At 39.8% G+C, this 13631-nt stretch carries 15 protein-coding genes and 1 pseudogene; 3 read left to right on the top strand and 13 right to left on the bottom strand.

Annotation, left to right across the window (positions count from 1 at the left end; all coding sequences use genetic code 11):
• Positions 1–26: 26 nt before the first annotated feature.
• Positions 27–716, bottom strand: a complete 690-nt coding sequence (locus MHH57_RS12605; RefSeq protein ID WP_342435152.1) for a hypothetical protein — start codon at positions 714–716, stop codon at positions 27–29.
• Positions 717–1058: 342 nt separating this feature from the next.
• Here MHH57_RS12605 and MHH57_RS12600 point away from each other — a divergent pair, with 342 nt between their 5' ends.
• Together MHH57_RS12600 and MHH57_RS12595 are read left to right on the top strand one after the other, a co-directional pair.
• Positions 1059–1214: a hypothetical protein gene (locus MHH57_RS12600; RefSeq protein ID WP_342435151.1), complete on the top strand. Its 156-nt coding sequence runs from the start codon at positions 1059–1061 to the stop codon at positions 1212–1214.
• A complete protein-coding gene (locus tag MHH57_RS12595; RefSeq protein ID WP_342435150.1) occupies positions 1211–1861 on the top strand; it encodes a Shedu anti-phage system protein SduA domain-containing protein in 651 nt (216 codons plus the stop codon). Before MHH57_RS12600 ends, MHH57_RS12595 begins: the two co-directional genes overlap by 4 nt.
• A gap of 645 nt (positions 1862–2506) precedes the next feature.
• Here the strand turns inward: MHH57_RS12595 and MHH57_RS12590 are convergent.
• From MHH57_RS12590 to MHH57_RS12540, 11 genes and pseudogenes are all read right to left on the bottom strand, one after another.
• The gene (locus MHH57_RS12590) at positions 2507–2809 is read right to left on the bottom strand and encodes a tyrosine-type recombinase/integrase (protein WP_342435173.1); all 303 of its coding nucleotides are present in this window, start codon (positions 2807–2809) and stop codon (positions 2507–2509) included.
• A gap of 162 nt (positions 2810–2971) precedes the next feature.
• On the bottom strand, positions 2972–3607 hold the full coding sequence (gene bluB / locus MHH57_RS12585) for a 5,6-dimethylbenzimidazole synthase (RefSeq protein WP_029515198.1): 636 nt from the start codon (positions 3605–3607) through the stop codon (positions 2972–2974).
• 204 nt (positions 3608–3811) lie between these two features.
• A pseudogene (locus MHH57_RS12580) lies at positions 3812–4309 on the bottom strand (hypothetical protein); the annotation flags it as partial.
• Between the two features lie 368 nt (positions 4310–4677).
• The gene (locus MHH57_RS12575; protein ID WP_340885527.1) at positions 4678–5829 is read right to left on the bottom strand and encodes a MalY/PatB family protein; all 1152 of its coding nucleotides are present in this window, start codon (positions 5827–5829) and stop codon (positions 4678–4680) included.
• A gap of 10 nt (positions 5830–5839) precedes the next feature.
• Entirely contained in the window at positions 5840–6700 is an 861-nt protein-coding gene (locus tag MHH57_RS12570; protein ID WP_342435149.1) for a DUF3737 family protein, read from the bottom strand.
• 148 nt (positions 6701–6848) lie between these two features.
• A complete protein-coding gene (locus tag MHH57_RS12565; RefSeq protein WP_069011858.1) occupies positions 6849–7244 on the bottom strand; it encodes a cupin domain-containing protein in 396 nt (131 codons plus the stop codon).
• Positions 7245–7275: 31 nt separating this feature from the next.
• Complete coding sequence (locus MHH57_RS12560; protein WP_069011860.1) at positions 7276–8022, bottom strand: SDR family oxidoreductase; 747 nt, start codon at positions 8020–8022, stop codon at positions 7276–7278.
• A gap of 79 nt (positions 8023–8101) precedes the next feature.
• Positions 8102–8854, bottom strand: coding sequence for a carboxymuconolactone decarboxylase family protein (locus MHH57_RS12555; RefSeq protein ID WP_069011862.1), 753 nt, complete (start codon positions 8852–8854; stop codon positions 8102–8104).
• 129 nt (positions 8855–8983) lie between these two features.
• Complete coding sequence (locus MHH57_RS12550) at positions 8984–9517, bottom strand: NAD(P)H-dependent oxidoreductase (RefSeq protein ID WP_069011864.1); 534 nt, start codon at positions 9515–9517, stop codon at positions 8984–8986.
• A gap of 198 nt (positions 9518–9715) precedes the next feature.
• Positions 9716–9928, bottom strand: a complete 213-nt coding sequence (dmpI, locus tag MHH57_RS12545; RefSeq protein ID WP_061828371.1) for a 4-oxalocrotonate tautomerase DmpI — start codon at positions 9926–9928, stop codon at positions 9716–9718.
• 109 nt (positions 9929–10037) lie between these two features.
• Positions 10038–11012 carry an aldo/keto reductase gene (locus MHH57_RS12540; protein WP_029515209.1) on the bottom strand — a complete coding sequence of 325 codons (975 nt, stop codon included), beginning with the start codon at positions 11010–11012 and terminating at the stop codon, positions 10038–10040.
• Between the two features lie 236 nt (positions 11013–11248).
• Here MHH57_RS12540 and MHH57_RS12535 point away from each other — a divergent pair, with 236 nt between their 5' ends.
• The gene (locus MHH57_RS12535) at positions 11249–11794 is read left to right on the top strand and encodes a TetR/AcrR family transcriptional regulator (protein ID WP_061828373.1); all 546 of its coding nucleotides are present in this window, start codon (positions 11249–11251) and stop codon (positions 11792–11794) included.
• Between the two features lie 396 nt (positions 11795–12190).
• Here the strand turns inward: MHH57_RS12535 and MHH57_RS12530 are convergent, their stop codons facing one another.
• Positions 12191–13618, bottom strand: a complete 1428-nt coding sequence (locus tag MHH57_RS12530; RefSeq protein ID WP_342435148.1) for a 6-phospho-beta-glucosidase — start codon at positions 13616–13618, stop codon at positions 12191–12193.
• Positions 13619–13631: the final 13 nt, after the last annotated feature.

Genomic DNA, 13631 nt, shown 5'->3' with positions numbered 1-13631 from the left:
CTGACAATCCAATTAGCCGAACAGAACTACCAGGACGCTCTTAGTTCCTGAATACCTTGTAACAAATCCATTCCTTTTGCAGCAATACTTGATGAGTTAGACAAACGAGAGGTTCCATCCAATAGATATCCTCCATCATCACTCTCAGAATGGTCTGCCCAGTTATCAAATGATCGCCATCCTTGTAGAGGTTGTCCAATTTTGTCTCTAACCCATAAAATCATAGAAGGATGGCTTCTTACCCAACTGGCAATACGCTCACGATCATAAAAGTCAACTTTTAATTGTGAAGCGTTGGCATAATCTGAAATAGCATCTTGCATGGCTAATTTTCTGCTACTTAATGCAGAATCCGAAGTAGATCCCTGACTACTTATAATAATGTAAGCTCCCTTATTATCGGCTAAATCTCTTATTACTTCTCTTAGTATTCCTTTTGGCCGCATTTCATCCAAAATGTTGCTCCGAGGCATATCAGGTTTCTTCACTTGAAATGCCGTGTTTGATCTCGGGATGAAACCATCATTATCCATTATTGATTTCACTTCAACACGCACATCTATTCCGCCATCTTTAGCATTTTGATTACCTCCCCAAGTCACTCCTGCTGTCGTGATTTGTGCAGATGTCAGTTCTGCTTCACAAAGAAGGCCTACCAAGGATCTTAGGTCGGTATCATTAAGTTGAGCGATTTCATCACCTGTTATTTCAAGCATACTTATCCCCCGTTTTGTATACACATGTATAGACTTCTTGTGCTTATGACTTGTACTCAATCTATATATTACCATTGAAAATTCAACACTTCGAGAACTATGTTCCACGAAGAGAACATTCTTTTGGTAGTGACGGATTTTAATACTTACTTTGTTTTTCAACAGAAATAACTATCAACCTTTACCCGGTTTTATTGGGAACGGTCAACAATTTAGTTTACGTGGTATTGAGAGCAACCAAACACTATTAGCTCCAGTAATTCTTGCTGATTATATAATGATAATTAAAGCTCTTATGCTAAAATTAGGTATGTTTAATACTATCGAAAAAGAGGACCACATATGAAAATATACGAACGAGACTATACTTACCTTACCGATGAAGAATTGAAGCTGTGGGATGAGAAAAAGGAAGCGGAGAAGGTTGGGAAGTTGGGGGGAAGTGGATACGCAAAAGTTTGTTCAGAGAGTACCCGAAAGCTGCACGCCATTTCATGAGCCTTTTTCCAAATAACTACCTAGACATTGAAGAATTGAAAAACGAGTCAGAGCTTAACTACTTATACGAAAAATATGCTGAAATGTTAGATAGTCATGGAACGCCTGAGCGAACAGTTTTAAATTGGATTCGAGAGAATAAATCCTATTTCATAATCGCCTCCATTTTACAAAATTATAACTTTGGTCATCACGATGCCTTCATCTTTCCAGAGCTTAAGTTAGGTACAACTATCCAAGTTGATTTCTTGATAATCGGCAAAAATTCAGGCGGTTATGAATTCGTCTTTGTTGAGTTAGAAGCACGGTACGGGAAAATCACTTTGAGTGACGGTGATTTAGGCGATGCTTTCAGAAAGGGTATTCGTCAAGTAAAAGACTGGTCTGATTGGCTCGAATCGTACTATACATCTTTTCAAGAAGCTATTCTAAAGTACAAGAACGCGGCACAACAATTACCTTTAGAATTTATGGTACCCGACAGGACGAGAATGCATTTCGTCGTTGTTGCAGGCCGTCGGGCAGACTTTAACGAAAAAACTTACCGAACTAAGCGTCGTACCAAAACGGAACAAAAGATTGAACTTCTGCATTATGATAATCTTTATGATACTGCTAAGGCAGTTGTTGGAAAAGCAACTTATTAATAACTGCCAATACGTCCACTTTTCTTACACATAAGCCGAATTAAGCTGTTTAGGTAAATACCAAATCAATAATGACACTATGTTCTTGTCCTTTCAGCAACCGGTACAAGTTTTTGTTGTCGACTCCGGACACTAACTTGTACCGATAAAACAAAAAAGCTGCTAAAATAGAGACTTTCGATGATTGGTTCGTCGGAAATGAGATAATATTCTTGTCAAAATCGGAAATGGGATAAAGTTCTTGTCATTTGGTTTTGACAAGAACTTTATCCCATAAAATAAAAAAGCCGCGATTTTCGCAGCAATTAATGAGATATTGTTTTTATCACCCGACAATAACTGTCCAGTTGTCCAGTGACAACAAGTTTACTCCTTTATTGACAACAAGTTTGCCGTATTAGAGATTATGACAACAAGTTTACCCCTTTTCCTATATGACTTTTGTTGGAACAAGCCAAAAAAAATTTTTGAGATCCATATTTCTAGTATCATCCTTCTTTAAAGGTATAAACTTGTTGTCACTTTCCTCGTGAGGGGTAAACTTGTTGTCATTCTCCTCGGAAGGTATAAACTTGTTGTCACATTTTCAAAAAAATTATTATTACAAGTAGCTATAAATTACTTTTGTTCTCTATCAAGTTTACATCACTTATCCATATTATTAACCGCATTTCGCATTTCTTCATCTGTTAAATGTGTATAGATCATAGTTGTTTGTATTGAGGAATGTCCTAACTGATTTTTTAATCTGGGTACATCATTATTCTCCAGATGGTATCTCGTCGCGAATGAATGCCGTAAAGAATGTACAGTTAAAGCCGGCTTTCCAAAAGCTAAAGCGTATTTTTCAATCAGTTTCTCTATAGATCGCTGAGTTAAGCGTCGGCTTTTTCCTTTACGCCCTATGGGAGCTGCAATAAACAAAAAGCTTTCATTTTTTTCTGGGATATATCTGGATTCTCTAATCTGCAGATAAGTAACTCAAAGTTCGCATAATTTTGTAATCTCGAATAAATTTATCTTTTTCATTTGTCCTTGCTTAATGATGCTTATGAAACAATCGTTTCTGTGAGCATCATATCCAAAAAGGGAAATTAACTTATATTTCAATCATTCCCAAGAATTATGGTGTATTAGATTATTTAGATTACGACGTCTCTCCCAATTCACTTGCTCTAGGATTGGTTTTGTAGGATAAAAATCCGTATAACCTAATGAAACCAAAGCAATAGGATCAATATGTGGTGGAATATTTAGTATTTCCCGTACGTCTGTTTTCTTGTAAAAACTCACCCATCCCATAGCTATTCCTTCTGCATAAGACGCCAACCACATATTTTGGATACAACAGGCGACGGATAGAATATCTGTTTCAGGAATAGAATTTCGCCCAATTACATGTCCCCCACCTCTAGTTGGATCACATGTAATACAGATCGTTATAGGTGCTTCCCTTATACCCTCTAATTTTAACGAGAGAAATCTTGTCTTTTTTTCATCTTCATAGTGTATGGACAAGGCCTGTATTTCTTTATGACATGCATACGCCAATCGTTCTTTAACTTCTTGAGAGTCAATTACAATAAAATCCCAAGGTTGCATAAAACCAACGGAAGGTGCATGATGACCAGCCATTAATATGTTGTTTAACTTATCTTTGGATATGGGTTTTCCATTAAATGATCGAATATCTCTCCTTTCAAAAATGGCTTTAAATATTCCTTTTCTTTCATTATCATTTAACAATTTAATTCCTCCCTTAAAACAAAAATCCCCAGAATGCGCCAGTACTCAGATTATTATGACAGGGTTTCAGGTTCAAGTTTACATTGAAGTTGGTATTTTATGATATAACTCTTATGCTTGAAATCAATATTATCTCTTGCAGTTCATTATCAATCCATAGTCTAAACTGCCTGACCCTCAAAACAACGAACTACGATCACAAAATTATAAACTTTTCACAGACTGACTCAATTGAACAACCCCACATAAACTATCTGGGACTTCAAAGTCCGGCTTATCTAAAGATAAGGCTTTAACTTATCAATTGCGACTTGGAACAAATCATCCGGCAGCAGTTTATAGATATTGCCATCGATCACGTACATCTGCGTTGTCTTCCTGCGCTGACCAATAATTAAAATAGCCGAATAGTCGTTTTTCTTCCCGGCTTTGATAGCTGATCCAATGTACTTGGCAAGTTCCATTTCCTCAAACTCAGGCAACCTGTCCCAATACATGAGATTCTAAAATATGTATTCATCGCTTGCTGCACATCAAATAATAATAGTCCAAATACTCGCTCCATATAATCAGCGATTCTGCAAATACCTTGGCATTGTCAAGAACTCTTTCTATATAGGTCACAAAATCTGGTTGTAGTGCTTCTCCAAGTGCCACAGCTTTTGCTGCAATGACATTCATAAGTGGGCTCCCCTTGTATCCCTGGGATCAACACCATAAGAAACAAAATTATAAAAAAGTTATAGGAAACCATTATGATATCGCTTTGGGACTGCAAACCGGCAGCGGTAAGACTCTAGTTAGAAAGGTAACCCCAAGAAAGAGATTTTCGAAACAGTTACGAGTTCGCTGGCATTGGCGGCATCCAGATAATCCGCCCCCAATGCCAGAATTAGATTGTATTGTTCCTCACGCGACGCTTTGCCCTCTCAATGCACAGTCGGCCGTGGACAGTGGCTCCACTTTTGTGAACACGACAAAATCGGCGTCAACTTCATTAAGTGATCGTGCAACTTTATCCCAAATTCCCATTCATTTCGTGGAGGAGTGTCCGGTAACCATTATTTGAATCAATCATTCACTCTTTGATATGCCTGAATCCCAATCTTCAAGCGCTGCAATCCATCAACTAGTCGTTTTTTAGGGCAGGCGTAGTTCAATCGAATGAAATCGTATCCATTGCCGCCATAAATGGCGCCCTCCGTGACATACAGCCCCGTTTCTTTCCTTATGAATTTACACAGTTGACTTACATTAGAAGTTATGTTCCGGCAATCGATCCAAGCCAAATAAGTCGCTTCCGAATGGATAATTTGGAGCTGCGAAAGTTTACTAGCCAAATAATGTTCGAGATATTGCTTGTTCGCCATGAGATATTCCAATAAGGCTTGCAGCCAGGGTTCGCCTTCCGTAAAGGCAGAGATTGCTGCTTCAATCGCAAAAAAGTTAGGTTCGGCCACTTCATCGGTGTTAATGCCACGGTGTACAAGTTTACGAATCTTCGAATTCGGCACGATAATACTTGAAGTTTGAATTCCCGCAAGATTGAAAGTTTTCGTCGGCGCCACACAGGTGATGCAATTTTGGGCGATCTCTTCCGATATTGAAGCGAAAGGAATGTATGGGTGGCCTGGGTGTGTTAAATCGCAGTGAATTTCATCGGAAAGGATAAGGACCTGATGCTTGACGCAGAGCGTGCCGAGTTTCTCAAGAATTTGTTTGTCCCACACTTTGCCTATGGGGTTATGCGGATTGCAGAAAATCATAAGCGTTGTGTCAGAATCGGCTAGCTTTTTCTCCACATCGTCAAATTCGATCGAATATCCATTGTCTTTGTAAATCAACTCACTTACTAGAACTTCTCGTTGATTGTTCTTTATGGAGTTGTAGAAAATGTTATAGACAGGCGCAAGCACTAGCACTTTGTCACCGGCTTTGGTCATTTTGCGTACGATAGATGATATTGCCGGCACTACCCCCGTGCAAAACATAATCCATTCTTTTTGGATCTGATATTGATGTCTCTTTTCCCACCAATGGGCAACCGCATTATAATAAGTATCTGGTATCGAGGTATATCCATAAATATGATGGTCTAATCTCTTTTGCAGAGCATCGACTACAGCAGGCGAAGTCTCAAAATCCATATCCGCCACCCACATCGGCAGCTCTTCTGGTTCAACATCCCATTTATAAGAGTTAGTGGCCAAACGGTTCGTCATTTCATCAAAATTAAAGGACAAATCGATCACCTGCTATATCCAGCTCATATCGGGTGTAGGCAGCGTTGATTTCTTCGTCATTGATGATGATTTCGCCGATATTCTTTGCTTTGATTTTCCCTGAGATTGGATTTTTCACGCTATCAATTGAGGTCTTGGTTTCCACATCAATGGTTGAATATTCGAATGCCAAGTCGGTATTCAGAATCGTTCCGTTCTCGATTACGAGACGGTCCATGTAGCACATTCCCTGATTGCTTTCGATAGTACAGTTGATAAAGGAGATGTTTTTCGAATTCCATCCTAAATATTCTCCGATGATCAATGAATCATAGACGGTGACGTTCTCGCAATTCCAGAAGGCGTCCTTTGAAATAATCTTCGCATTGCGAATCTCCATATCCTTAGCTCCGTCGAATGCGTAGTTCCCTGCTAATGTGAAATTGTCGATATTGATATTTGCACTATTCATTCCAAAGTAATCACCTTTTGCGGTCACATGATGCAAGTGAATATCTTCGCAATTCCATAAGGTTTCTTGCGCGTTGGGCAGATCGACATACGTCAGTCGGATTCCGCTCGAACGCCGAAATGTCTTTGGCGCCTCTATTACGCTGTCACTGATGACAATTTGGTCTGTATACCATATTCCCGATCGGGCCATTTCAAGGAAAGTGCTACGATCAACACGAATATTATTGCAATACCACAAGGGATATTTCCATTTAAAAATGCTATTATCGATAGTAATATCGTTGCTTTCCTTCAGGGGAGACTCGCCATCTGCAAAAATGGAATTAGTGACCATGAGGTTCTTTCTCTTGAAAAGTGCTCGTTCTCCGGTAAGCATTTGTTGATCGATCGTTTGCATAATACTGTCTCCAATCGCTCAGTGCTAGCTTCAAATATTCCATGACCCCATAATTCGCAGAATAGCAACAGCGGGTTCCAGATTTATTAGAAGCTTCTATATAAACGGCGGCATTAACGGCTGCCGTTTATATGTGTTAATCCATTTACTATAGCTTAATATATTCTTCATCCAGTACGGGTTCTAACCAATCTGTTTGTCCTGGTGTAAGAGCTAAGTGAACAAACCAGCTATCCTTTGTAGCCCCATGCCAATGTTTTACGTTCTGTGGAATGTTCACCACATCGCCTGTTTTAAGTAATTGAGCTGGCTTTTCATCTTCTTGATACCACCCCTCACCGCCAGTAACTAACAACACTTGCCCGGTATGATGAGAGTGCCAGTTATTACGGGCACCGGGAGCAAAGGTTACATTCCCGATTGCTGTATTGAGTGGTGCTGGATCGGTAAACACCATTTGTAAGTATGCGTCTCCGATAAAGTTTTTTTCGACTTTTTGCCCCAATGGGAAGAGTGTGCTATGGCTTAAGTGCTCGTTCTTCATTTTTCATCTCTACTTTCTTATATTTTTAACGTTATCCAACTTGAGCTGTTGGTCGAATGATCATCTCATTAATGCCCACATCCGATGGTTGTTCGATGGCAAAGGCAACGGCACGTGCAATGCTGTCTGCATCGATTGCTATCTTGTAAAAATCATCCAAGCCCGCTTTCATTGCCGGATCGGTTGTCGTCTCCAGCAGTTCGCTGGTCACAGCCCCCGGCGAAATATTGGTCACACGAATATTTGTACCACTCATCGCTTCTTCTTGACGCAAGCCTTCAGAGATTGCTCTTACGGCATGTTTGGTACCACAATAAACTGTTCCGCCTGGGTAGATGTTGTGTCCAGCTACGGATGAAAGGTTAATAATATGACCTGATTTCCGTTCTCTCATAGATGGAAGGACTGCTCCGATTGCGTACAAAACCCCTTTGATATTGACATCGATCATTCGGTCCCATTCATCAACCTTTTTCAAAGCAAGAAAAGCCTGCGGCATGATTCCAGCATTATTGACTAAAACATCAATTTTTCCAAACTCGTTAAGCGCATATGCAGCAAGATCCTCCATTTGTTGGTGCGAACTTACATCCGTCACTTTATATATAGCTTGTCCGCCGCTTTGTTCAATTTCATCTTGTAATTTCTTTAACCGGTCTTCGCGGCGAGCGGCAAGAACCAATTTTGCTCCTTTGGATGCCAGTTCTTTTGCAGCTGCTTCTCCAATACCGCTGGACGCTCCTGTAATAATAACTACTTTTTCTTGAATATTTGACATTTTAGATAAACATCCTTTCTTAATTTTAGGTACACTTTCATCTATAAAAAAAATCTATTTTTTCGCTTAATTTCTCTTTCTATTCTGGAATGATTTCATTCACACAACTCAAAGCATTTAATGTTCTCGGAAAACCCATATAAGGAAGGCAATGAGTGATGGCCGTGATCATCATATCCTTGTCATTGCCTACATTCAGGTTGCCTTGCACATGTGCCTTGACTTGACTTTCACAACCGCCGAGACTACTCACAATACAGAGGGTCAGCAACTCCCGTGTTTTCAGATCAAGGCCTCCACGAGTATAGAAGTCACCAAAACAGAAGGCAGAAAGATAGTCCTGTATATGCTTTTGATTGTATGGGACATTCTTCCTGTTCTTTTCAATGATATCGCCAAAGATTTCTACCTGCACTGCAAGGCCTTTGTCTAACCGATTCTCTTCTTCAACCTGCTTTTGACTTTCGAGAGGTAACTCGATATTTCTGGATTGGAAAACCTCATTAATCTCCGCGATGGCATTTAGCGTTTTAGGGAATCCTAAATAAGGGGCACAATGGTAAATGGCCTCTTTAATTTCTACCGGAGTTAGTCCAACGTTCAGTGCAGCATGAGCATGCGCCTTGAGCTGAGGTAACGTTTGATTCGTTACAAGCACCACCAGAGTGATAAGCTCACGTTGTTTATCGTCCAACTTCCCTTGATAAAAAACTTCCCCAAAAATAAAACGGCTCAGGATGTCCTGAAAATCAGGATCAGTAGCGTATGCTCCCGGCATTCCATTACCAAATAGCTGTTTAAATGTTTCTTCACTCTTTTCAATTCGATTCATAACTGTGCCTCCTGCTTGTTTTTTTTGTGGATGAATAAGACCCACTGAAAGAATGACGATAATTGCGACGCGGTAACCTCCAATTCCCGTCTCTATGATGAAGCCAACAGGCTTAGCATCACCATTCTTCTAGACAAGTTTAGGATTCAGCGCATAAGCCACATAATCCTTGGCACTTTGCTCTAGCTCCTCATCTGACAGGTGTTGCATTACACCATACAAGATATATGGTGTCAAATAGCGTGTTCCAATCAAGTTACTGGTTGCCTGAAGAGGTCGCAGCAGCTCGGAAACGGTGTATTTAAAATTACCGTCTGGTAAATAGTTTTCTTTAGCAGCGCCGGTAGAAACGGCAATCAGCAGCTCTTTTCCGTGCAGCTTGTCCCCTTTGCTTCCAAATGCCCAGCCATGAGTTAGGACTACATCCTCCCATTTTTTCAACAATGAAGGCGTACTGTACCAGTAGAAAGGGAATTGCAAAACGATGCGATCATGCTGCTCCAATAGCCTCTGCTCGGCAGCGACATCGATCTTCTCATTCGGGTATGCCTCATAAACACGATGAATTGTAACACCAGCTTGCTTCTCCATTTCTTCCGTTAAGCGACGATGAACACGGGAAGCAGTTAAATCAGGGTGAAAAACAAGAATGAGTATTTTCATTTTAAATTTTCTCCATCCAAGAATTTTTTTTCTATCAATTATTTAAATGGATACCAAGTTCAAGAGCTAGTTTAATAATTGGGCAACTGTGTTCTTTATTTAGTACTCATTGATGGGAATCACGACCTGCTCACCAAAGCTCAAACAGCCATGACAAAGACGATGTACTTCTAATCCGGTATTACCAAGTTAACTATTTTACTCCTCATTTTTCAGTGGACTATTTACAGCTTTGTCTGCTAAAATCCGTCCTGCAACACCTATATTATCTAGTTCATTTTCCCTTACGAACACAAAGAATGCTTGTTCAGGTATATTCATGATAGTTGAAGCTGATGTAGTAAGGTCTTTTACTAACTTTCTTTTTTGCTCTTTAGTTAATTTAGCTGCTTCAATTGTAATTACAGGCATAATTTATTCTCCTTTATTGTGAGTTTATGTCTAATGACGACGAGCTGACACAAAAACTCATGTGCATCTCTCTTATCAAAGAGACCGTGCGACACCAATTTATATGAATTTAAAAATGACCAACGATTCGGTGCGGTACATATGGTTCTTCCAAAAACGCAATTTCTTCAGCAGTTAATTGAATAGATAGAGCAGCTTCTGCATCTTCGAGCTGGGATATTTTTGTCGCACCGACAATAGGAGCGGTTACCGGTTCTTTATGCAGAAGCCACGCAAGTGCGATGTGAACCCGGCGAACACCATGTTTCTCTGCCAAACTCGCAACCCGGTTCACCACCAATTGATCCGCATCTGTTGTTGCATCATATTTTTGTTTTGCAATTTCATCAGTTTCGGCACGATGTGTTGTTGTCTCCCGCGCCAATCTTCCTCCTGCGAGCGGGCTATAAGGAATGACCCCAATTTTTTCTTCCTTACAAAGTGGGAGCATCTCTCGCTCCTCTTCACGGTAAATGAGATTTAAATGATTCTGCATTGATACAAATCGGGTCCACCCATTCTTCTCAGCTATATGTAAAGCTTTCTCAAACTGCCATGCCCACATTGCAGAGGCTCCGATGTATCTTGCCTTACCAGCCTTAACTATATCGTGCAATGCCTCCATCGTCTCTTCGATAGGCGTGTTATAATCCCAACGATGAATTTGATACAGATCGACGTAGTCGGTTTTCAATCTCTTAAGGCTCTTATCGATTTCGCTCATGATCGCCTTGCGGGAAAGTCCAGCGCCATTGGGTCCTTGATGCATTCGTCCATGTATTTTAGTCGCGATGACAATTTCATCACGGTTCGAAAAATCCTTTAATACACCTCCAATTATTTCCTCACTTGTCCCTTCAGCGTACACGTTTGCAGAATCAAAAAAATTGATTCCAAGCTCCAGAGCTTTTTTTATGATCGGACGAGCGCGTTCTTCATCAAGTACCCATCGATGATGACCTTTTCGTGCGTCTCCAAAACCCATACAACCAAGACAAATCCGGGATACATCCAAGCCAGTATTTCCAAGTTTCGTATAATCCATTTCATGGTTCCTTCCTTTCGTTTGGTGCGATCTTGACTTGCCTCAGAACGGGTACGCGTACTGATCATTGAGTTTAGATAACTCCAAATAAAAAATGAACATTGATTGTTTAATCAACTTACGTTTATAATTCTAAACGGAAACAAAATGCTTGCAATAATCAATTTCTCTCGATGTGTAGATTACTCAACAAATTATTAATAATTGCCGATTATCTCAGTAAGGGGACTTTAAAAATGACTAAAGTGGACAGAAGAGTACTCAAATCTCAAGAAGCCATAAAGAAAGCAATACTTGAACTGATGACTGAAAAAAACTTTGATGACATTACAATTCGCGATATTTCAGACAGGGCAAATGTTAATCGAGGAACAATCTATCTCCATTACATGGATAAATTTGACTTATTAGATAAGATAATTGAAGAACATATAAACAATCTCCGTGAACTTTGCCACTCAGCATCTGAAATGAGTTTTCAAGAAGGAAATTATGTCTGGTTCGAATACTTTGCAGACAATCATTTGTTTTTTTCAACTATGCTTAACACGAAAAGTTCAGCTTATTTTCGTACTCAATTCCTTGATTTAGTCGTCCAGGAGTACAAGGTAGAAGTCGATGTAACAGAAGGAAAAAATCAAGGCTTAAGTGAAGATGTCATTCTTCAATTTTTTGGGGCCGCGGTCGTGGGGATCGTAGAATGGTGGTTTAAGAATGGAATGTCAGTCCCCCCTCGTGTCATGGCAGAACAAACTGGGATATTGTTAGATAGAAATTTTTAAATTGCATTCCCAACAAATCTAGTAAATCGAGTAATTTCTTGTACTGAGGTTATTCAAACAAAATTCTCATCCTAATTTTGTGATGAGGGTAGGGTTTTGAATATTGTTCTCGCATTCGGAACTTGAACACTAGAGATAAGGCCCATACCCGGCACAGTACAAAAACATGAAGCGGCACCCGCTCCATGTTTTGTACTTAAATTCATAACTTTATTTCCTATTGAGAACACGATCCCGAATAACAAGAAAATGCTTACCACAAGAAGACTTGCTCATGTTAGTGAGAACAAGAGAATATATCGCATTTTAAATTAAGGGTCTTGTTTAGAAAAAGTTTGTAAGCGTCACATCTGGTCGACTGTGATTCCATCATCAACTAGCTATGGCTGTATAAACTTAGTCTAAATCTTCTCCATTGCTACTAATTACTTTCTTATACCAATTAAAGGACTTTTTCCTACTACGACTTAACGTACCATTTCCCTGGTCATCTTTATCCACGTAGATGAAACCGTATCTTTTGTTCATTTCTCCAGAGCTTGAGCTTACTAAATCAATGCACCCCCAGGTTGTATATCCTAGCAACTCTACGCCATCTTCTTTTACAGCAGCTTTAAATGCTCGGATATGTTCACGAATATACTCGATTCTGTAATCATCCGAGATACATCCATTTTCATCAGGCTTGTCCGCAGCTCCCAACCCATTCTCGACAATAAATAATGGTTTTTGATAGCGATCATACAATGCATTTAATGTAATTCTCAGCCCGAGTGGGTCAATTTGCCAGCCCCATTCACTTCTTTTTAAATGGGGATTTCGTAATGTCGGAAAGAGATTGGCAGCGGTTTGAGTATTAACTGCTGGGTCGGCACTTGTTAATCGCGAACCATAGTAACTAAATGAAACGAAGTCAACTGTATTATTTTTCAGAAGCTCCTCATCATCATCTTCCTTTTTCAGATGTATATTCATTCTTTCGAACATTTTTTTGGCATAATTCGGGTATTCACCACGAGATTGTACATCCACAAAGAAGTAATGCTCTCGATCCCTTGTTATGGCTTTCCATACGTCTTCAGGAGCGCAAGTATAGGGATAAGTGCTGGCACCCGCCAACATACATCCTATCTTGAATTCGGAATTTATTTTGCGTGCAATTTCAGTAGCTTTAGCACTCGCGACCAATTGGTGATGAGCTGCCTGATACTTCACAGCTTCTTCATCTTCATCTTCATCAAACACCAATCCTGAGCTCCCGAATGGTAGGTGTAATAACATATTGATTTCATTAAAAGTTAGCCAATACTTCACTTTATCTTTGTAGCGAGTGAATAGCGTTTCGCATAGTCTTTCATAATAATCAACCATTTTACGGCTTCTCCAAGAACCGATGGTTTTTACCAAATGCATCGGCACATCAAAGTGAGTGATCGTTACTAAAGGCTCTATATTATATTTTAAACACTCATCAAAAACATCATCGTAGAACTTCAAACCTTCTTCGTTGGGTAATGGATCATCCCCATTTGGATAGATTCGTGTCCATGCAATAGATAAGCGGAAGCATTTGAAGCCCATTTCTGCAAATAAAGCAATGTCTTCCTTATAATTATGATAAAAGTCGATGGCTTCATGGCTTGGATAGAAATGTTCATCATCACATTCCATCATTTTCATCTTACCTTTCATTACAGAAACGCGATCCTGTCCTGCGGGTATAACATCGACGGTTGACAATCCCTTATTCCCTTCCAAATATCCACCTTCACATTGGTTTGCAGCAGTTGCTCCTCCCCATAAAAAGTCTTTGACTAAAGTCATTTATAATCCACTC

The organism is Paenibacillus sp. FSL H7-0442, from assembly GCF_038593105.1.
GTDB lineage: Bacteria > Bacillota > Bacilli > Paenibacillales > Paenibacillaceae > Paenibacillus > Paenibacillus polymyxa_D.
The sequence above is the reverse complement of the archived record's forward strand: the minus strand, read 5'-3'. Positions and strand labels throughout refer to the sequence as shown.